General features: G+C 42.5%; 17 protein-coding genes and 3 pseudogenes. 7 read left to right on the top strand and 13 right to left on the bottom strand.

The features are described from left to right. Positions 1-12: 12 nt before the first annotated feature. Both carA and dapB read right to left on the bottom strand, forming a co-directional pair. A complete protein-coding gene (gene carA, locus PluTT01m_RS03085) occupies positions 13-1,176 on the bottom strand; it encodes a glutamine-hydrolyzing carbamoyl-phosphate synthase small subunit (protein WP_011144980.1) in 1,164 nt (387 codons plus the stop codon). Positions 1,177-1,611: 435 nt separating this feature from the next. Then, the gene (gene dapB / locus PluTT01m_RS03080) at positions 1,612-2,433 is read right to left on the bottom strand and encodes a 4-hydroxy-tetrahydrodipicolinate reductase (protein WP_011144979.1); all 822 of its coding nucleotides are present in this window, start codon (positions 2,431-2,433) and stop codon (positions 1,612-1,614) included. A 318-nt stretch (positions 2,434-2,751) separates the two neighbouring features. On the opposite strand from dapB, the pseudogene PluTT01m_RS03075 reads away from it, so the two are divergent. The 5 genes and pseudogenes from PluTT01m_RS03075 to PluTT01m_RS03055 form a co-directional block, all read left to right on the top strand. Beyond that, a pseudogene (locus PluTT01m_RS03075) lies at positions 2,752-2,989 on the top strand (transposase); the annotation flags it as partial. Positions 2,990-3,203: 214 nt separating this feature from the next. Beyond that, a complete protein-coding gene (locus tag PluTT01m_RS03070; RefSeq protein ID WP_011144977.1) occupies positions 3,204-4,343 on the top strand; it encodes a DNA cytosine methyltransferase in 1,140 nt (379 codons plus the stop codon). Continuing rightward, a complete protein-coding gene (locus tag PluTT01m_RS03065; RefSeq protein WP_011144976.1) occupies positions 4,336-5,331 on the top strand; it encodes a DUF4928 family protein in 996 nt (331 codons plus the stop codon). The genes PluTT01m_RS03070 and PluTT01m_RS03065 overlap by 8 nt, the downstream gene beginning before the upstream one ends. A gap of 54 nt (positions 5,332-5,385) precedes the next feature. Then, positions 5,386-6,954, top strand: a complete 1,569-nt coding sequence (locus PluTT01m_RS03060; RefSeq protein ID WP_011144975.1) for an ATP-dependent nuclease — start codon at positions 5,386-5,388, stop codon at positions 6,952-6,954. Further along, the gene (locus PluTT01m_RS03055; RefSeq protein WP_011144974.1) at positions 6,939-7,970 is read left to right on the top strand and encodes a DEAD/DEAH box helicase; all 1,032 of its coding nucleotides are present in this window, start codon (positions 6,939-6,941) and stop codon (positions 7,968-7,970) included. Before PluTT01m_RS03060 ends, PluTT01m_RS03055 begins: the two co-directional genes overlap by 16 nt. Positions 7,971-8,098: 128 nt before the next feature. On the opposite strand, the pseudogene PluTT01m_RS03050 reads toward PluTT01m_RS03055, so the two are convergent. Further along, positions 8,099-8,279, bottom strand: a pseudogene (locus tag PluTT01m_RS03050) (helix-turn-helix transcriptional regulator). Positions 8,280-8,397: 118 nt separating this feature from the next. Here PluTT01m_RS03050 and PluTT01m_RS03045 point away from each other — a divergent pair. Beyond that, positions 8,398-8,571, top strand: a pseudogene (locus PluTT01m_RS03045) (IS982 family transposase); the annotation flags it as partial. Between the two features lie 12 nt (positions 8,572-8,583). Here PluTT01m_RS03045 and ispH read toward each other — a convergent pair. From ispH to ribF, 5 genes are read right to left on the bottom strand one after another with little or no spacing between them, the layout of a single operon-like run. Further along, positions 8,584-9,537: a 4-hydroxy-3-methylbut-2-enyl diphosphate reductase gene (gene ispH / locus PluTT01m_RS03040; RefSeq protein ID WP_011144973.1), complete on the bottom strand. Its 954-nt coding sequence runs from the start codon at positions 9,535-9,537 to the stop codon at positions 8,584-8,586. Further along, the gene (gene fkpB, locus PluTT01m_RS03035) at positions 9,518-9,988 is read right to left on the bottom strand and encodes an FKBP-type peptidyl-prolyl cis-trans isomerase (RefSeq protein ID WP_011144972.1); all 471 of its coding nucleotides are present in this window, start codon (positions 9,986-9,988) and stop codon (positions 9,518-9,520) included. Before fkpB ends, ispH begins: the two co-directional genes overlap by 20 nt. A gap of 5 nt (positions 9,989-9,993) precedes the next feature. Beyond that, positions 9,994-10,497, bottom strand: coding sequence for a signal peptidase II (gene lspA, locus PluTT01m_RS03030; RefSeq protein ID WP_011144971.1), 504 nt, complete (start codon positions 10,495-10,497; stop codon positions 9,994-9,996). Continuing rightward, positions 10,497-13,310, bottom strand: coding sequence for an isoleucine--tRNA ligase (gene ileS, locus PluTT01m_RS03025; protein WP_011144970.1), 2,814 nt, complete (start codon positions 13,308-13,310; stop codon positions 10,497-10,499). Before ileS ends, lspA begins: the two co-directional genes overlap by 1 nt. 24 nt (positions 13,311-13,334) lie before the next feature. Further along, entirely contained in the window at positions 13,335-14,279 is a 945-nt protein-coding gene (gene ribF, locus PluTT01m_RS03020; RefSeq protein ID WP_011144969.1) for a bifunctional riboflavin kinase/FAD synthetase, read from the bottom strand. Between the two features lie 350 nt (positions 14,280-14,629). On the opposite strand from ribF, the gene rpsT reads away from it, so the two are divergent. Beyond that, a complete protein-coding gene (rpsT, locus tag PluTT01m_RS03015) occupies positions 14,630-14,893 on the top strand; it encodes a 30S ribosomal protein S20 (RefSeq protein WP_011144968.1) in 264 nt (87 codons plus the stop codon). Positions 14,894-14,963: 70 nt separating this feature from the next. On the opposite strand, the gene nhaR is transcribed toward rpsT, so the two are convergent. The 5 genes from nhaR to PluTT01m_RS02995 all read right to left on the bottom strand — a co-directional run bounded on the left by nhaR (position 14,964) and on the right by PluTT01m_RS02995 (position 20,230). After that, positions 14,964-15,878 (bottom strand): transcriptional activator NhaR, encoded by a 915-nt coding sequence (gene nhaR / locus PluTT01m_RS03010; RefSeq protein WP_011144967.1) that lies wholly within the window; start codon positions 15,876-15,878, stop codon positions 14,964-14,966. Between the two features lie 223 nt (positions 15,879-16,101). Next, positions 16,102-17,268, bottom strand: coding sequence for a Na+/H+ antiporter NhaA (nhaA, locus tag PluTT01m_RS03005; RefSeq protein WP_011144966.1), 1,167 nt, complete (start codon positions 17,266-17,268; stop codon positions 16,102-16,104). Positions 17,269-17,516: 248 nt separating this feature from the next. Next, positions 17,517-17,825 carry a hypothetical protein gene (locus tag PluTT01m_RS27205; protein ID WP_192880127.1) on the bottom strand — a complete coding sequence of 103 codons (309 nt, stop codon included), beginning with the start codon at positions 17,823-17,825 and terminating at the stop codon, positions 17,517-17,519. Between the two features lie 38 nt (positions 17,826-17,863). After that, on the bottom strand, positions 17,864-18,025 hold the full coding sequence (locus PluTT01m_RS27080; RefSeq protein ID WP_011144965.1) for a hypothetical protein: 162 nt from the start codon (positions 18,023-18,025) through the stop codon (positions 17,864-17,866). 357 nt (positions 18,026-18,382) lie between these two features. Further along, positions 18,383-20,230 carry a beta-glucoside-specific PTS transporter subunit IIABC gene (locus PluTT01m_RS02995; RefSeq protein ID WP_011144964.1) on the bottom strand — a complete coding sequence of 616 codons (1,848 nt, stop codon included), beginning with the start codon at positions 20,228-20,230 and terminating at the stop codon, positions 18,383-18,385. Between the last annotated feature and the right edge of the window lie 47 nt (positions 20,231-20,277).

The following is a 20,277-nucleotide window of genomic DNA, read 5'->3' as shown; positions in this document are numbered from 1 at the left end:
ATTTTCTCCTGATTACTTGGTGTTATGACGATTATTTTTCTGACAATACTGCTCAATGAGTTCAATAAAGTGATCAAATAACGATGCAGTCTCATGTGGACCGGGGCTAGCTTCTGGGTGCCCCTGGAAACTGAATGCAGGTTTATCGGTACGATGAATCCCTTGCAACGTGCCGTCAAACAGAGATTTATGAGTAACGCGCAAATTTGACGGCAGTGATTTTTCATCCACAGCAAAGCCGTGGTTTTGTGCAGTAATCATGACAACATTACATTCAAGATCTTTCACCGGATGGTTACCACCATGATGGCCGAATTTCATTTTCATAGTTTCAGCGCCACTGGCTAATGCCAACAATTGGTGTCCAAGGCAGATACCAAAGATCGGAATCTCTGTCTCAAGCAGGGTTTTGACTGCATCGATTGCATAACCACAAGGTGCCGGATCTCCCGGACCATTGGACAAGAAAATACCATCCGGATTCAGTTTCAGTACATCTTCCGCCGATGTCTGAGCAGGAACAACTGTCAGGCGGCAGCCACGATCCACCAGCATTCGCAAGATATTACGTTTTGCACCAAAGTCATAAGCAACAACATGATAAGGCAAATCCTGCTCTTGCTTATCTTCCGGTAATCCCCCCGCCAGCTTCCAGCTCCCCTGTAACCACGGATAAATCTGTTTAGTTGTCACCTCTTTTGCTAAATCCATCCCCTCCAGCCCCGGAAACGCTTGCGCTTTTTCCAGTGCAACCTGAGCGTCAATCTGTTTACCTGCTATAATACAACCATTCTGTGAACCCTTTTCTCTTAACAAACGCGTCAGCTTACGGGTATCGATATCTGCTATCGCAACAATATTATGACGTTTAAGGTAATCAGAAAGCGTTTCTTCGCAGCGGAAATTACTGGTCAACAGTGGTAGATCACGAATCACTAGCCCTTGGGCCTGTACTTTTAGTGATTCTTTATCGACTGAGTTAACACCGACATTACCGATATGGGGATAAGTAAGAGTGACAATTTGGCGGGAATAGGAAGGGTCTGTGAGAATTTCTTGATATCCGGTCATCGAGGTATTGAAAACCACTTCCCCAACTGCCGCCCCTTCCGCACCTATGGCACGACCGTGGAATTGGGTTCCATCTTCCAGAACCAATATAGCTGACTTAATCAAAACACCCTCCAAAGAATAATTACTCGCAATTAGTGCATATTAATTCAGATTTGTTCCTCAAAATCAATGCAAAAGCTGCTTTTTAGGCAAAATTTTGGCAAATTGCGCGCATTCTAATGATGAGAGGGAGAGTTGTCTACAAAAAATGTTACTTTTCTTATTTTTTTGCACACTTCGCCAGACAAACCAATGAAATAAGACTGAAAATAGCAATAAAGTTAATTGATAAAACGGTAATGAGCATAGAAGATTTGATTTTCAGATGAAAAGTTGAAAATAATCACAAAAAGGAGAAGAAAGCAGAAAATTAAGGTTATAAACAAGACAAAAATAGAAAAAATAAACCAAAAAACAATAGAATTAAACAAATAAATTAAAAATCGCATAATAAAACATTTAATTATGCGATATCAATAAGTTAAAAAAAATAAATTTTTAAAGTAAATCGAGATTTAGCACATCTTTCATATCAAAAAGACCACTATTTTTACCACTTAACCATAGAGCAGCCTTTACCGCGCCATTTGCAAACGTCATCCGACTGGAAGCCTTATGAGTTATCTCTACTCTCTCCCCAATATCGGCAAACATAGCGGTATGCTCACCCACGATATCCCCGGCACGGATAGTCGCAAAACCAATACTTTTCGGATCACGTTCACCGGTATAACCTTCACGGGCATAGACAGCACACGCTTTAAGATCCCGCCCCAAAGCATGAGCAATAGATTCCCCCATTGCTAAAGCTGTTCCTGATGGTGCATCTACTTTATGGCGGTGATGCGCTTCGATAATTTCAATATCACTATACTCGCCCATCACTTTCGCTGCTTTTTCCAATAATTTAAGCACCAGATTCACACCAACACTGAAATTCGCGGCAAATACAATCGGGATATCAGCAGAAGCCTGTTTAATTGCCTGTTTACCCGCCTCATCAAAGCCAGTTGTACCGATCACTATCGCTTTACCGTTCTGGCGACAAATTTCAAGATGAGTCAACGTTCCTTCTGGACGGGTAAAATCAATAAGGATATCAAAATCATCAACGATACTTGTCAGGTCATCACAAACAGTCACACCGTTATGACCAATACCCGCCAACTCTCCGGCATCTGCGCCAATCAGAGAAGAACCGGAGCGCTCCAAAGCTGCACCAAGAGCAACACCATCTAATTGATATATGGCCTGAATCAACTGACGTCCCATACGCCCACCAGCGCCAACAATAGCAACACGAATATCTGTATCAGCCATAAGCCCTCACTATGAAGTTAGTCCCTTTCCTGATTTAACACGATGATCAGTCAGATGAATGCCTTAAATAAAGAGCGGATATACTACTTTACTTTTATCTGGCACAACATTTCAGATTATTTAACTAACCTGAACTCTAGATAAAAAATGGAACTAAATGCCTGTTCCAAGATCAAAATTTTCGACCAAGAAAAAAAAGAACGCATGAGGAACAAGCATGAATAAATTAGTTGAACTCTTCTGCGGTGTCGATGATTTTTGCCGTGTGTTCATTCCATCCTAGAAACAACAGGGTATTGGGGAAGGAAATCGTCAGCGCACATGAAGGCAAAAGCGCTCTCAGTGTGGGATACGGTGATGTTATCAAAGCGTTTCATCATATAAACCATCAAATGATCAGTTAAAGAATATTTCTCAGATAGAGCATTCACGGCATCATAGTGTACAGGTATTAATGTTGAATGTGTTGGGTGGACTCATCGCTTATTGTCTCAAAGAGAACAAACCGTCACTGAATATTTCCCGCTCAGAAATGAATATGTTAGTGACGGCTTAACCAGTATTCAGGTTAATTAAAACAACGGGCCGGATAAAAAAACCAGCACTTTATCAATAAACTGACAGCTCTACTGAACTGTTGAATGAATGAAGTAAGGGAAGCAGAAGCGCGGGAGGAAGCGTTTAATCAAAAGCTGAAGCAACCTTTGTCCTGTATGTGACTAATGAACCTGTTTATGGGATGATACGGGACGAATTGAAGGAGGAACCAAGTGAATGTAGTGCCGCTTCGCCGTCAACACGATTGGACAGCTTTAGAGTTTTTTGCTGGTATCGGCCTGGCAAGGGCAGGTTTGGAACTCGCTGGTATAAAAACTCTTTGGGCTAATGACTACGACATTAATAAAAAGGCTATGTACGAAGGCCAGTGGGGAGGCAACGAGCTTTTGCTGGCTGATGTGCATTCGCTTTGTGGCGATGATCTACCAACTGTAGATGTTGCATGGTCCTCTTCACCGTGTACAGATCTCAGCCTTGCAGGAAAAAGGGCTGGTTTACGTGGTGGACGTGAATCATCTGCTTTTTTTGGGTTTACTCGTCTGATAGCAGAGATGAAAGAGCGAAAACCTAAAGTTATAGCCCTGGAGAATGTGACTGGCCTTGCTTCATCTCATAATCGTGAAGATTTGCGTGCGGCAGCCAAGGAGTTCAATTCACTAGGTTATGCTGTAGATGCCATTACTCTAGATGCTCGCCGCTTTATCCCGCAATCACGCCCACGTTTATTCCTAATTGGCGCTCAGTATCCTATTGACGGCGGGGAGCAAGATACTTGCTTACGCCCTGATTGGCTTGCCTGGCTTCATGAAGACGCTGAAATTCGTACTTTCATGATGCCGCTACCAAAAGCGCCAGATTTACTCAGCGAAGGTTTAACCCGTGAAATAGAACAAATGCCGCATAATGACCCCAGATGGTGGGGAGGCGATCGGGTTAAACGATTTGTAGACTCAATGGCTCCAGTCCAACGAGAACGGTTGGAAGCATTTATCGAATTACCAAACATGACTGCCCGAACAGCTTATCGTCGTACCCGGAACGGAATTCCTGTATGGGAAATGCGAGCCGAAGATGTCTCTGGTTGTTTACGTACCGCGCGTGGTGGTTCATCAAAGCAAGCGGTAGTAATTATGGGCGGCGGCAGTGTGAAAATCAGGTGGATGACTGGACTAGAATATGCACGTCTGATGGGGGCCGGTTGGTATTCTCTTGATAATATGCGCGATTCACAAGTTCATTATGGGTTTGGTGATGCCGTTGCTGTACCTGTTGTCGGATGGATCGCCAAGCACATGCTCATTCCACACCTGGTTAGTATTCAGATGTTCGATGGAAAAATAATAAATGGGTGAGAAAGATACTCTTATTGAGCAGTATTTGAATGCAGCTAAAGCGTGGTATGAAAGCCAGCGGGCACAAAATGGCTCCATAAATACCAATGTCATGAACGTGGGGCTTGTGGTTTCACGCATGATCGCTGATGGTTTTCCCATCGATGATGGCCGACTTTACAGCGAGGGTAGGAGCCAGGTTCGTGGTTTGAGTGGCAACACTATCGCCAAGATTCTTGAACAGCATGGCGAGACCCGCCTATTTACACGAGAGGGTGGGAGAACATCGAGAGGAACGATCCACTTAGCGGTTTCATTTCGCGACGCTATGAATGGCATCAATCGCTCTTCTGGAGCTACGTTGAACACTAATCATCTCTCTTTGTTGCTTGAAGATTTCTTCACAAACTGTGTTCGCATTGATTATTTCGATAAACAAAGAATTACGGTCGATATTGAAACCACCAAACCAGTATCATCGATCATTTCTGATATTCTGGATGCAGCGGCTGAACGTTCTGATAAGCCTACCGGGGTTGTTCTCCAACATCTAATTGGTGCGAAATTACAATTGCGTTTTCCAGAAATTAAGATCGGCCTCGACCGAGCTAATGCAGCAGATATGCAAACCGATCGGGAAGGTGATTTTCAAGTTGGAACGACAGCATTTCATGTCACTACAGCCCCTATGGAAAAGCTTGTTTCTCGCTGCGTTGAAAACAAGAGAGCTGGTTACCGACCTGTAATACTGACGCTGGAAAGTAAGGTATTGGCTGCTCGTCAAATGGCTGAAAACGTTGGCATGTCTGACCAAATCTCCGTTCAAGCAGCAGAAATTTTCATTGGTACTAATATTGAAGAAATTGCTATCTATGAAAGTGATAGAATACGCAAGGGAGTTGCTCATTTGATACGTACATATAACGAACGTATCTCAAATATTGAGATCGATAAATCCCTTATGATCGATGAGCCAAAGTGGATTGTGAAACTTCTTTCAAGAGATTGATGGGGATATCTCTTATTTAGGGTAAATCAAAATTTCGCATAGGAAGGAAATCTGGTGGCAATAATACGCAGATTGGTTCTGAAAAACTTCAAACGATTTAAAAATCTTGAATTAGAATTCGATCCTGAATTAAATATTCTGGTTGGCGGCAATGAAGCTGGCAAAAGTTCGGTGCTCCAGGCAATTGATATCGCGCTCAACGCCAGTCGAAGTAAGGTAGAATCGCTCGGTCTTGAAACCCTTTTCAATATGGAATGTATCTCGGAATTCCTGAAAGGTGAGAGAAAAATCGTCGAACTACCTGAGCTGCTGATAGAGGTATACCTAGATGGGATTGAAGGTCACCACGAACTAGATGGCCGTAATAACAGCAAGAGCATAGATCACTTAGGCATCAAGTTGGTATGCAAGCCTGTTGATAAATACACACAAGAAATTCAGACGATTTTAGCTGAGAGGCACGATAACTTTCCTTTTGAGTACTATAGCATCCGTTTTCTAACCTTCACGGACGAGACTATCCTTCCATATAAAAAGCCGCTCCAGCACTTACTCATAGATAGTTCTCAGATCAATAGCGAGTATGCCACTCGTGAGTATACCCGCACCATGTATACCACTCATGCGTCTGTTGTAGAGCGTAATCATCACAGTTTTGAGTACCGTAAAGCTAAGTCTGAGTTTAAGAGAGTAGTTTTCAAAACGATGAATGATGCATTGGACATCTACAAATTCGATGTTCGGACAAGCCCAAAAGCGAGTGTCGAAACGGATATTATTATTACTGAAGGCGATATCCCGATCGATAGTAAGGGGAAAGGTCGCCAATGCTTTATCAAGACGGAATTTGCCTTGCGCAATCGCGAACACGTACTTGATATCCTCCTTCTCGAAGAGCCGGAGAATCATCTTAGCCATGTCCATATGCATAAGCTTATTGATCGCATCCGGGGTTCGGTCAAAAAGCAGCTTTTCATCGCTACTCATAGTAGTTTGATTGCAACTCGGTTGAACCTCAAGAAAGTACTAATATTGAGCGAAGAAAACTTGTCCCAACCAACTTCTCTCAAAGATCTCAGTCAGAGCACAGCCAATTTCTTCATGAAGGCTCCCGACAACAATGTGCTGGAACTTGCGTTGTGTAAGAAGGCTATCCTTGTGGAGGGAGATGCTGAGTTTATCCTCATGGATGCCCTCTATAAAAACTGCACTGGAGGTGCAAGTACTGATACCGATGGTATCTATGTAATCTCTGTCGATGGAACAAGTTTCAAGCGTTATCTTGAGCTAGCCAAGTTGCTTGGCATCAAGGTTGCGGCTATCCGTGACAATGACGGGGACTACAAAAGCAATTGTGTTACTAACTATGCTGACCTCATTTCAGATTCTGTGCAGATTTTCGCAGACGCTGACGATGCTCGGTACACTTTCGAGGTTTGCATATACCAAGATAATACGACCATTTGTGAAGGTCAGTTCGCAGCAGGTCGAAAAAAGCTTACCGTAGAAGAATATATGTTAAAAAACAAGACGGAAGCTGCATTCGAATTGCTCGAACAAAAGGGAACCGAACTTGTCGCGCCAAATTACATTCAGCAGGCAATCACATGGATAAGAGAGTAGTATTTGCCGTTGCCGGATCGGGTAAGACATCCCGTCTTGTTGCCAGCCTTGATGAGGAGAAGCGCTTTCTTATCGTTACTTATACAGAGTCTAACTACAGCAATTTGCGTGGAAAAATTATAAATCGATTCGGTTACTTTCCAGCAAATATTACTCTCTACACGTATTTCAAATTTTTACACGGTTTTTGCTACCGGCCATTTCTACGATCGGATAAGAATACCATAGGTATCACATTCAAACTTCCCTTGGCATACCCACGGTATGCATTGACTGACGACCGGCGTTACGTGTCAACCAATCGTCAGGTTTACGCCAACCGTCTTGCCAAATTCATCGAGCAATCTCATCTGGTTGGTGCGATCATAGCGCGTATGGAGAAGTATTTTGATGCTTTCTTCGTGGATGAGGTTCAGGACTTTGCTGGGCATGATTTTAACCTTCTGCTAGCCATAAGTGCCGCTGAGTTAAATGTCTCCTTTGTTGGCGATTTTTTCCAACACACATTCGACACAAGCCGAGATGGTAATGTGAACGCTAGTCTTCACAAAGATTACACGGTCTACGAGGCTAAATTTAAAAAGGCTAAATTGCTCGTCGATACCGACAGTCTCAAAAAGAGCCGCAGATGTAGCAAAAGTGTTTGCGATTTTATTACGGAAAAGATTGGTATCGAAATCGAAGCTTATGATCGCCGGGAAAGTGTCATTAGATACGAGGATAACCCGGAAGCTGTACTTGCTCTCTACCGGGATCCGGAAACGGTGAAGCTGTTTTACAGGGAACACCACAAGTATTCCTGCCACTCCCAAAATTGGGGAGCATCGAAGGGAGTAGACCACTATCATGATGTATGTGTAGTCCTTAATCCCGCTAATGTAAGAGCTTGGAAAAAGGGAAGTTTTCGGGATATCAATGCGGAGACACGCAATAAACTATATGTGGCCTGCTCAAGGGCAAGAGGCAATCTGACGTTTATTCCGGAATCTTTGCTCAAAGCTTACAAGCAATCTTGATTTGCTCTGGTATCAACTCGGATAATTATAAGAAAGGTCAGTGATAAATGTTTTTTGCCGGAGATAAAACCTCCGGCACGTTGTAGATGAATGACTCAAGGGGCTAGTGTTTCACGTTGGAGAAGCCACTAATCCAGTTCTGATTCGAGCCAACCGACGGATTACTTTCCTAGCTGGCGCTGCTTAGGGAATGTATTGTCATAACGCAGTGACTTCGGGTTGATCCAATCGTAAATGGTCGAGCGAGCGATACCTAGTTTGTTGACAACTGTCAGGCATACGCAGGATTTTTACGGTAGGTGATGACATAGTTGGAGCTCCTTTTATCTGGCTTGCTTTGGACGATTTACTTGATGGGAGCGGTATGAGTCGAGAGACTCACGTACCGTTCTGCGAGAGACTGTGGGAGCAGTTCCTACGGTCTGCTCAACCGATTAATGGGCAATTAAAAACCCTTCCTCAGATAGAGCATTCGCGTCACCGAAGTATAAAAGGATTTCTGTTGACCGTGTTAGATGGGGTGATTGCATACTGCCTCAAATGGAAGAAGCCATCACTGAAAGTTTTCTACTCAGAAGAAGATTTCCCAGTGACGGCTTAAACGGAATTCGGGTTAGCTAATTTCTTTAACTTCAACACGTAACTCTTTTGGCACTTCAAATACAATATTTTCTTCTCTACCATGTAATTCTTGGACGGAATCAGCACCAAGAGATTTCAGGCGTTCAATAACTTGCTGAACTAAAATATCCGGTGCCGAAGCGCCCGCGGTTACGCCAACCAAAGAGATGCCAGTAATCCACTCTTCTTTAATATCCTCAGCAGAATCTATCAGGTAAGCAGGTTTACCAACCCGCTGAGCTAACTCAGCAAGGCGATTAGAGTTAGATGAATTCTTCGAACCTACAACCAAGACAACATCGGCGTCAGACGCCAGATCCCGTACCGCTTCCTGGCGGTTAGTCGTCGCATAGCAGATATCATCTTTACGGGGACCAACGATGTTTGGGAATCGTGCATTAAGTGCATCAATCACTTCTGAAGTATCATCAACAGATAATGTGGTTTGAGTCATAAAACACAAATTGTCTTCATCTTTGACTTTCAAGTTCCATACATCTGCCGGAGATTCAACCAGATACATTCCACCTTCCGCATTGTTGTACTGACCCATTGTACCTTCAACTTCGGGATGTCCAGCGTGACCAATCAGAATAGCTTCTTTGCCCTTGCGGCTAGCTCTTGCTACCTCCATATGGACTTTAGTCACTAGAGGGCAAGTCGCATCGAACAACATTGTCAAATTGCGAGAACGCGCTTCAGCACGAATAGCCTGTGAAACACCGTGCGCCGAAAAAATCAGAATCGCATCATCCGGTACTTCTGAAATTTCTTCAATAAAGATAGCCCCCCGCTTGCGCAGGTTATCTACAACATAACGGTTATGCACCACTTCATGACGAACGTAGATCGGCGCACCATATAATTCCAGTGCGCGTTCTACAATACTGATAGCACGGTCAACACCAGCACAAAAACCGCGGGGGTTAGCCAGCAATATCTGCATGGTTTTCCTCCAATTGTGGATCAATTTCCACCACTTCAATTTCAAACGTGACGTTCTGATCAGCTAACGGGTGATTGAAATCAACAGTCACAGATTCCTCTGTTACCGCTTTGACTATGCCCGGCATTTCACTGCCATTCATTGCCGTAAATAACATTATAGTGCCAATTTCAGGAATACCCGTTGCGGCAAAATCACGCGGAGTAAAATATTGGATCAGATCAGGATTTGGTTTACCAAATACATTCTCACCCGCCAGAGTAAAGGTATGTTTATCTCCGTCTTTTAGCCCAGTGAGCTGCTGTTCCAAAGGTGAAGAAAGGGTTCCATCACCTAAACGAAATAATGCAGGTTTGCCCTGAGTGTAAGTGGAGTCGGCAATAGAGCCATCTTGCAGTTTTAAAATGAAGTGCAGTAAAACTGCACTATCCGCCTGCACCTGGTTTGACATATTACTTATCCCACTTTGATGGTCTTTTCATCCGGGCTTAGAAAGCTATCAATGATAACCAATCCCGCCCCGATACATATCGCCATATCGGCGATATTAAAAGTTGGAAAGTGCCAATCACCGACATAAAAATCAATAAAATCGATGACAAAGCCATGAACCAACCGGTCAAACAGATTACCCAGTGCTCCACCAATAATCAGGGCATAAGCGATATTACTCAGTTTCTTCTTTGCGCTGGCACGATACATCATCACCATCAGGACAACTGAAATAGCAACGGCAATGAATGCAAAGAACCAACGCTGCCAACCATCTTTCTCTGCAAGGAAACTGAAAGCCGCCCCAAAATTCTGGGCATAAGTCAGATTAAAATAAGGTATCAATGGAACGGATTCATACAGATGAAAGTGTTGCAACACTAACTGCTTACTCCCCAGATCCAAAATCAATACCACAACAACTAACCAAAGCCAGCGAAGGCCGGTGGAGCAAATGGGTTTATTCATCAGGCAAACTTACGCTCTTCGCCGTTACCGGCAACATTAGTTACACAGCGGCCACAAAGTTCTGCATGTTCCGCCACCAATCCCACATCTTTAGCGTAATGCCAGCAACGAGGACATTTTTCGCCATCCGCCTTGCGGAAAGCAATTTTCAGACTACCGATTTCGCTTTGTTGCGCATCTTCACCAGCCTGCTCATAATCTGCAACAACAACCTGAGATGTTAGCAGAACAAAACGCAATTCATCTCCGAGGCTATTCAGTTTGTCCGCCAATTCATTATCGGCGTACAGCGTCACCGCGGCTTCCAGTGAACTACGGATATGTTTGTCTGCGCGTGCCTGCTCCAGCACTTTGTTAACCTCACCACGCACAGCCAACAAATCAGCCCAGAAAGCATCGTTCATTAGTTCGCCTGCCGCCAGACCAAACAAACCGCCGTACCACTCTTCGGTAAATACATATTGAGCACGTTTGCCAGGCAACTCATTCCAAACTTCATCAGCAGTAAAGGAGAGGATAGGTGCCATCCAGCGAACCAATGCTTCCGCAATATGATACAGCGCAGTCTGACAACTGCGACGAGCCAAACTATCGCTCTTAGCAGTGTATTGACGGTCTTTAATGATATCGAGATAGAACGATCCCATCTCCACGGAACAGAATTGCATCATACGTTGAACAACAGTGTGGAAATCATATTTATCGTAACATTTGGCAATGTCCGCCTGTGCCGCTTGAGCACACCCCACAGCCCAACGATCCAGCACCGCCATCTCTTCTGGTTTAACGCTATGTTGTTCAGGATCGAAACCATTCAGGTTTGCCAACAAGAAACGCGCCGTGTTACGGATACGACGATATGCATCAGCAGAGCGTTTCAAGATCTCATCGGATACCGCAATTTCGCCGGTATAATCGGTAGAAGCAACCCATAGACGCAGAATATCTGCCCCTAATTTATCCATGACATCCTGCGGACTGATGGTATTACCGATAGATTTAGACATCTTACGGCCCTGACCATCGACAGTGAAACCATGCGTTAACACCTGACGATAAGGTGCTTTACCTTTTATTGCCGTTGAGATCATCAGGGAAGACATAAACCAGCCACGGTGCTGATCTGAACCTTCAAGATAGATATCCGCAGCATTACCCTGGAATTCAGGGCGGGCATCAACCACCGATGCGTGAGTTGATCCCGAATCGAACCAAACATCCAACGTATCAAAAATTTTGACATAGTTAGCCGCATCATCACCTAACAGTTCGGCTGGCTCCAGATCCCACCACGCCTGAATACCGTCAACTTCAACACGTTTTGCAACTTCTTCCATCAATTCGATAGTACGTGGATGAAGCTCTTCCGTCTCTTTATGGACAAAAAGAGACATCGGCGTGCCCCAAGTGCGTTGACGTGAAATACACCAGTCAGGACGGTTTTCAACCATTGCCTCAATACGGGCCTGACCCCAACCCGGTATCCACTGAACCCCTTTGATCTCTTGCAACGATTGTTTACGCAGACCATTTTGATCCATGCTGACAAACCACTGCGGCGTGGCGCGGAAAATGATAGGCGTCTTGTGACGCCAGCAGCAGGGATAACTATGCTGTAATTTTTCCAAATGCAACAATGCATTGTTTTCACTCAGGATATTCAGCACAACATCATTCGCCTTAAAGACAAACATGCCATCCAGAGAAGGATAAGTTCCGGGTAGATAACAACCATTAGGGCCAACCGGATTTGCAACTTCCAAACCATATTTCTGACCGAGAACAAAGTCGTCCGGGCCGTGACCTGGGGCCGTATGCACAGCACCGGTACCCGCATCCAAAGTCACGTGATCACCCAGTACTACCGGTGAATCAAAACCCATAAATGGATGTTTAAAGCGCAATAGCTCCAACGCGGAACCCGCACAATGCCCTAGCACTGTCCACGAAGTTATACCTGCACGCTGCATCACACTTTCTACCAAATCAGCAGCCAGGATCAGGCATTCACCCTCAATCTGTACTAATTGATAGTTAAATTCAGCATGCAAAGCGATCGCCCGGTTAGCCGGCAACGTCCACGGCGTGGTTGTCCAGATAACCAGAGAGACCGGTTGTTCTGGTGCCTGCACACCAAATTTCTCACAAACGGCAACTGCATCAACCGCATTAAAACGCACGTCAATTGATGGCGAAGTTTTGTCGTAATACTCAACTTCTGCTTCGGCCAGTGATGAACGACAATCAGTACACCAATGAACAGGCTTGGCACCTTTCAACAAATGACCATTAGCGATAATACGGCTCAATGCACGAATAATGTCGGCTTCTGTCTTAAAGTCCATCGTCAAATATGGCCGTTCCCAGTCACCTAATATGCCCAAACGGATAAAGTCTTTCTTCTGACCTTCAATTTGCTCTTTGGCATATTTGCGGCACTCGGCACGAAATTCAGCGGCGGAAAATTTTTCCCCCGGTTTACCAATAATCTGCTCAACCTTAAGCTCAATAGGCAAACCGTGGCAATCCCAACCAGGAATATACGGCGAATCATATCCCGCCATTCCTTTGGATTTAATAATAATATCTTTGAGAATCTTATTGACTGAGTGACCAATATGAATACTGCCATTCGCGTAAGGAGGGCCGTCATGCAGAATAAATGTTTTTTTACCGGCTTTTGCTTTACGAATTACCTGATACAACTCATCTTTGTACCAACGTTTTAACATATTTGGTTCGCGCTTTGCTAAATCTCCGCGCATTGGAAACCCTGTTTCTGGCAGATTCAGGGTGTTTTTATAGTCACTCATTCGATTCTCAATTCCAATTTTCCGCTAGATACATGACACAGGTAGCTGCTTAAAAAATTCCTTCGCAGCAACCAAATCATTCGCAATTTGCTGCTTGAGTGCATCAAGGGAAGCAAACCGCTGTTCATTACGCAATTTTTTACGTAACACCACATCAATATAACGCCCATAGAGATCCATTTGGGTATCAATTAGATGTACTTCAAGTTGTTGACCCTGACCAGAGACTGTTGGACGTGTACCAATATTGGCAACACCCGGTAAAGGCTGGTCTCCTAAACCATAAACTTCAACAACATAAACGCCGTGTACCGGAACCACTAATCGTTTTAACGGCAAATTTGCTGTTGGAAAACCAATAGTGCTCCCTAGTCGCTTACCATGAACGACCCGACCACAAATGCTGTATGGATGTCCCAATAATGTTTCGGCTAATACCAAATCATCATTTTGCAGTGCTTGACGGATAGCTGTACTGCTAATCCGTAAACCATCATCACAAAAACTTTCACTGCTGGTCACATCAAAGCCGTATGACTCACCGGCTCGCTGCAAAAAGGCAAAATCACCACTGCGAGATTGACCAAAACGAAAGTCGTCTCCTACAGCGAGAAACTTAACACCCAATTTTTCCACCAGCAACCGTGAAACAAAGGCTTCTGGCGTATTTGCCGCAAAATTTCTATCAAATTTCACACATAATAAATAATCCACTCCACATTGGGCGAGATATTTGGCTTTATCCCTCAATCTCGTCAGACGCGCAGGCGCATGACCCTTAGCAAAAAACTCCAAAGGTTGTGGCTCAAAAATCATGACCATTACTGGTAATCCCAGACGCTGCCCTTCGTGTTTTAAGTGTTTCAGTAGTGCCTGATGACCTCTGTGGACACCATCAAAATTACCAATCGTCAACACGCAACCGCGGTGACATGTCCGGATATTACGTATACCGCGAATTAGCTCCATAGCTGGCTCAATACCCTGGAAATTGCCAAATTATACCTTGTACAAAGCTCAAGGTTAACCCACCATCATAAGATGATTTAAATCAATAGCCCTGATTCATACAACAAAAACGAGCAGGAATCCCGAAAAATATTCATTTTATTTCTATCTGGACTATTCAATGAGATTTTTATTGTGAAAGACTGTATTCCCACTAAGTAAGCTGATAAAATCCTGCGCCATCACAACGAAACAAGTTGCCGCGGTACAACGGCGCTTATTTGCACAAATCCATTGACAAAAGAAGGTTGAACAGGCATATTCCTCGGCCTTTGAATTGTCCTTGATAGAATATATTTGGGAGTTGGACCTTGGCTAATATCAAATCAGCTAAGAAACGCGCCATACAGTCTGAAAAACGTCGTAAGCATAACGCTAGTCGTCGTTCTATGGTGCGTACCTTTATCAAGAAGGTATATGCTGCTATCGCTACCGGCGATAAAGAAGCTGCGCAGAAAGCATTTCATGACATGCAACCTATTGTTGATCGTCACGCCTGTAAGGGTCTGATCCACAAAAACAAAGCAGCACGTCATAAATCTAATCTGACGGCGCAAATCAACGCAATGCAATAATTTGCGGTTGGGTTACTGAAAAACCGGCCTGCGCCGGTTTTTTTGTGTTAACAGTGACTATCAATTATTTTTAAGTACGCTTCTTAGATAGCACATTAAACAACGCAGAAAAATCTTTATTACATACCCTTTGAACAGCCGGGTGTTGAATCATTCGTTCAGCAAAAATCACATAATACTCTTCCTGCACAGCATCTAACCGACCAATCTCGGCAATATCATTATCTATAAAAATATCATTGGTATACAAAGATGGCGCCACGAAAATCGCATTATGATACATACCAAACGCTTTCATTAACGCAGCATCATCAAACTCACCTAGTACTTCAACCTGAAGATTTTTATTACGTATCCAAGTCAACAACTTACGCCCCAACATAGAGCGACGCCCTGGAACCAATAAGCGACGTTCCTCCAAACACTCCGGGAAAGGTTTTTCCGGGATAGGTTGTCGGCAGAAGAAACTCACATCACATTCACCCAGTTTTACCGAGAACAGCCCTTCCTGTTGGGAAGAATCCACCGGGCAATCAGACAATATCATATCGAGTTTGTGCTGGCTGAGTTGTTCCAGCAACAATTCATGGGTTGATTCAAAACAACGTAGATGAATCTGTTCATGTTCCACAACCGCCGTTTTCAATACCTGGCTAACCAGACGTTTGGACAGTGCATCAGCAACACCAACATCAAATAAAAGATTAGATTCACGGCTGTAGTTAACAATATCCAACATCTCCTGGCTCAGCATAAACATCTTATCCGCATAGCGGAAAATAAGCTGCCCTAGCTCTGATGGCACTAATCCCCTGCCCTGACGTTTGAACAGTTTCCCTCCCAGACGCTCCTCCAGCGCTTTTATCTGTCCTGTGATCGTTTGAGGTGTTAGATAAAGCGCTTCTGCCGCCCCAACCACAGATCCTTCCTTGCAAACATGCCAGAAATAATAGAGATGATTAAAATTCAGATGTGACACCCGCATACTTTTTTCCTTATGTATCGCCTTCGTCTGGTAGACAACGCCAGCCATACATTACTAATCCACCGTCTCCCGGTGATTTTCTGTTTTTCCACTACATAAAGCATCCGCGATACAATTCTAGTTGTTGTACCGCAAATACAAAAATGATGAGTCAGTCCAGAAATTTTCTCTAAAATGTAGAACTTCATTTGGCTAAATTAATGAATTTATCACCACTCTGCCATCACTTTTTCTTTGGTAAGACCATTCGTAACAAGCCATACCCCATAAACGCAGCGATGGTTGAACCCATCAGAATGCCAAGACGGGAATAGACACTGAAAGATTCATCCACCCCTTCAAAAGCCAATCCTGAAATAAAGATAGACATAGTAAAGCCAATTCCACAAAGAACAGAAACCGCAAATATCTGTTTAAGATTAATCTGCTGTGGCAATTTAGCAAATCCGATCTGAATAGAAATATAGCTAAAAAGAAAAATGCCCAATGGTTTACCAAGAAACAGAGCCACAGCAATACCTAACGGCAATATATCGGTCAAACCATTTAACGTAACGCCATTCAGGGCTACACCTGCATTGGCAAATGCAAATAATGGCAAAATAAGATACGCCACCCAAGGATGCAAACCGTGCTCAAGTAATTCAGATGGTGAATGACCATTCTGGCCACGCAGAGGAATCAGAAAACCAACAATGACGCCGGCGAGTGTTGCATGAACACCCGATTTCAAGATGCAAACCCAAAGGATAGCGCCAACAGCCAAATAAGCCGATGTTTTTTCGACACCGCGCCAATTCATCCAAACCAGCAAAGCAATCATTGCCGCTGACAATCCAAGCGCCACAAGAGAAACCGTTTTGGTATAAAACAGAGCGATAATCACGATAACGCCCAGATCATCAATAATCGCAAGTGCCAACAAGAAAACCTTGAGTTCTGTTGGTACTCGCTTAGACAATAGCGCCATCACACCCAAGGCAAAAGCAATATCGGTTGCCGCAGGAATAGCCCAACCCTGACGGGTAAACTCATCATTGCCATTAAAGAGTAGATATATTAGTGCCGGAGCGACCATACCACCTATCGCCGCTATCACCGGAAATAGTGCCTTATCACGCCCTGCCAAAGAGCCTTCCAACAGTTCCCGTTTTACTTCCAAACCAACAATCAAAAAGAAGACCGCCATCAAGCCGTCATTAATCCACAACAACAAAGGCTTATTGATCTCCAGTGCAGCGAATTGTACTGCCACCGAAATATTAAGAAATTGCTGATAAATACCCTGTAATGGCGAGTTTGCCATTATCAACGCAATAATGGCAGTGATGATAAGAAGAAGCCCTCCAGCCGCTTCTAATTTCAGGAATTGACGAATAATTGCTGTCACGATGATTAACCTCTGAAACTGATCGGACTTAAATGGTACTCTAGCTATGGTTTCGAAAAAAATCGATTTTATGACCAGAATAATTCGCTATAACCGATCTATTGATGATCTACATCTCAATAAAATAGATTATCAATCAGAGGAAATCGTTAAGTGGAGCGTGCCTATTTATCTTACATTAGCACCAATTTCCCGCATCTTAGCCAAAATGCGGTTTAAATCATCTTATGATAGTGTTAACTGTGTTGCTATATATACCTGTTATCTTTCAAGTTGCCTCTTTGTTGGCTGCGCTCACTCACCCCGGTCACATAGTTACCTATGCTCCCGGGGATTCGCTCCCTTGCCGTCGCGATGCATCTTGAAATCCATAGGGTATAGAATAGAATGTGCAGAGAAATAACACGTGGTATTTTCCCACCCGTGTATTTTCTCCATTGATTGTTACCGGAAACTCCCGCTAAATCGGCCATTTGTTCTCCCGTGAAACCTAATTCTTCTTTGAGTTTAATGAGATCTTCTGTAGTAGGAGGAGAATAATTGCCGATCAGTCGCATAAGTATTCCAGAACAAAGCCCCTTACGGGGCCAATTAATTAAATGAATTTGAGCAATAGAGTTGTGATAGTCGCTACTGCACCAATAAGAGTAGAAGCAACAACAATCGGATACCATATCGCTTCACGATTTATCTTTGTCGTTTCTGCCATTAATTTTGCTATTTCAGCGTGGATTTTTTCGAATTCAGCAGTAGTCATTTTAGTAGTGCTCGTCGTTCTTCCTTTTTAGGGATGTCAGGCTGCGGCCATTCCGCTACCTTATATTATTACACAATAAAAAGTAGCCCTTTTAGGGTTAATTGCAATGTAGATCGTTTAATTTTTCACCTCAAATATTAGTATTCAATATGACTTAATATTATGAAAAATATATTTTTTCAGAATTTATATAGCTAGATAATTTCTAAGAATTCGACAGAAAAGATAAAATAAGACAATAATAACGAGAAAACAGCATGAATAATTAACAGGTATTAAAACTGGTCATATCGCAATCTTTAAATAAAAAAAGCATTAAGAATATTATCAACATACACTAATTACTTGGAAAACAAATCAACATCGATTAATAACCAACAAATCATCTTTACATCCAATAACTCTTCTTCTTTTAGTCGGCATTATTGAGTGATATTCCTCACTATTAGTGACGATAATTGGCGATATAATCTGAATTTTATTCTCTTGAAGAAATTCCAGATCAAAATTAACTAATACCTCACCGGCAACCACTCTCTGCCCTTCTATAATTTGTAAATTAAATCCTGCACCTTGCAAACCTACCGTTTCAATACCAATATGAATTAATAACTCTACTCCTTGATCGGAAATTAAACCAATAGCATGTCCAGTCGGAGTAATCATTGAAACCTTGCCATTAAAAGGCGATTTAACCACACCTTCGGTAGGAATAATAGCAATACCATCACCAATAATTTTTTCAGAAAAAGTATCATCAGGTACTCTTGAGAGAGATTCTGTTGTGCCGGTCATCGGAGAACGTAATATGATTTTCTTCTTTTTTGAAAAGCGTGGCTTTATTAATACTATAGAATCAACATTAGATTCTAATTTCATTAATAAAGTGGATATAAATGCCACTAAGAAACTACTAAAAATGCCAAGCAAAATAAAAATAAAGTTATTGCTATCTTTTTGTATATAAAAAGGTAATGACACCAAGCCCGGTACACTAAAAGCAAATATTTTCACAGAGAAAATACCTATAATAGCGCCACCAACGGCTCCACTCATTAATGCAGCATAAAAAGGTTTTCTTAATTTAAGCGTAACGCCATACATTGCAGGTTCAGTTACACCTAAAAAAGCAGAGAATGAAGATGAATAAGCTAATGATTTCATTTGCCTATCTTTAATTTTAATTGCGACGGCTAATGTCGCACCAGCTTGTGCAATATTACTCGCAAAACTGATAGGTAATAACATAAAATCGTATCCAAGAGACTTAAAGTTAGCAAAAACACTTGGCAAAAAGGCATAATGCATCCCAGTAATAACTAAAATAGGTATCAATCCACCTAACAATAATCCCGCAAACGGTCCAGCCACGGAAAATAATATTAAAAGCCACTTTTCAAGATACAAACCAATTGTATTTCCCAACGGTGCAGCAATAATCAATAAAATAGGTGCGGAAATTAATAAGACCAATAATGGTGTAAGTATTATTTTCAATACCGTTGGAATAAACCTATCTACCCATCGATGAATATAACTGAGCAACCAAACCCCTAAAATAATTGGAATGGCAGTATAACTATAATGATTAGCGGGAATAGTAATACCAAATACACTAAAATATCCGCCACCAGAACTGCTCACAAGATGAGATAATGTTGGATAAATTAAAATACACGCTAATGTGGCTGCAATAAATTCATTTGTTTTAAATTTTCTTGCTGCTGAAAAAGCCAAAAGAACAGGCAAAAAATAGAGAGGTGTATCAGAAAGAATATATAATAACTTATACTCATTACTCTGCTCTGAAACCCAATCCATCATATAGAAAAAAATTAACCCGCCTTTAAGTAAACCCGCCCCTACAATTGCCGGCAATACGGGAACAAATATGCCTGAAATGACGTCAAGAATATGACTAATGAAACCCTTTTTTAGACCATAATGATTTCCTTCATTTTCTTTTAACTGCTTAATTATTTCACTAAATATTTCAACAACTCTATTACCAATAATTATTTGTAATTGCCCGCTGTGAAAATGTGCCCCAATAACCCCCTGCATTTTTCTGATCGCAACAATATCTACTTTACTATCATCTATAATATTAAAACGCAATCTGGTAACACAATGCCAACTTTTATTTATATTTTCTTGTCCGCCAGTAAATATAATGATCTCTTTTGCAAAATCTTCATCTCTCATTTTATCCTCCACCTCTAATCTATTACCTGAAAAAAGCCTAAATCACA

Origin of the sequence: Photorhabdus laumondii subsp. laumondii (assembly GCF_003343245.1) — a bacterium.
Lineage (GTDB): Bacteria > Pseudomonadota > Gammaproteobacteria > Enterobacterales > Enterobacteriaceae > Photorhabdus > Photorhabdus laumondii.
The sequence above is the reverse complement of the archived record's forward strand: the minus strand, read 5'-3'. Positions and strand labels throughout refer to the sequence as shown.

What these genes read in the sequence shown, in the direction of transcription:
- PluTT01m_RS03055 (WP_011144974.1), top strand. Translation starts at nt 6,939, where the DNA reads ATGGATAAGAGAGTAGTATTTGCCGTTGCCGGATCGGGTAAGACATCC.
- ribF (WP_011144969.1), bottom strand. Translation starts at nt 14,279, where the DNA reads ATGGAGCTAATTCGCGGTATACGTAATATCCGGACATGTCACCGCGGT.
- fkpB (WP_011144972.1), bottom strand. Translation starts at nt 9,988, where the DNA reads ATGTCAAACCAGGTGCAGGCGGATAGTGCAGTTTTACTGCACTTCATT.
- PluTT01m_RS02995 (WP_011144964.1), bottom strand. Translation starts at nt 20,230, where the DNA reads ATGAGAGATGAAGATTTTGCAAAAGAGATCATTATATTTACTGGCGGA.
- PluTT01m_RS03065 (WP_011144976.1), top strand. Translation starts at nt 4,336, where the DNA reads ATGGGTGAGAAAGATACTCTTATTGAGCAGTATTTGAATGCAGCTAAA.
- nhaR (WP_011144967.1), bottom strand. Translation starts at nt 15,878, where the DNA reads ATGCGGGTGTCACATCTGAATTTTAATCATCTCTATTATTTCTGGCAT.
- ileS (WP_011144970.1), bottom strand. Translation starts at nt 13,310, where the DNA reads ATGAGTGACTATAAAAACACCCTGAATCTGCCAGAAACAGGGTTTCCA.
- lspA (WP_011144971.1), bottom strand. Translation starts at nt 10,497, where the DNA reads ATGAATAAACCCATTTGCTCCACCGGCCTTCGCTGGCTTTGGTTAGTT.
- PluTT01m_RS27080 (WP_011144965.1), bottom strand. Translation starts at nt 18,025, where the DNA reads ATGACTACTGCTGAATTCGAAAAAATCCACGCTGAAATAGCAAAATTA.
- ispH (WP_011144973.1), bottom strand. Translation starts at nt 9,537, where the DNA reads ATGCAGATATTGCTGGCTAACCCCCGCGGTTTTTGTGCTGGTGTTGAC.
- PluTT01m_RS27205 (WP_192880127.1), bottom strand. Translation starts at nt 17,825, where the DNA reads ATGCGACTGATCGGCAATTATTCTCCTCCTACTACAGAAGATCTCATT.
- dapB (WP_011144979.1), bottom strand. Translation starts at nt 2,433, where the DNA reads ATGGCTGATACAGATATTCGTGTTGCTATTGTTGGCGCTGGTGGGCGT.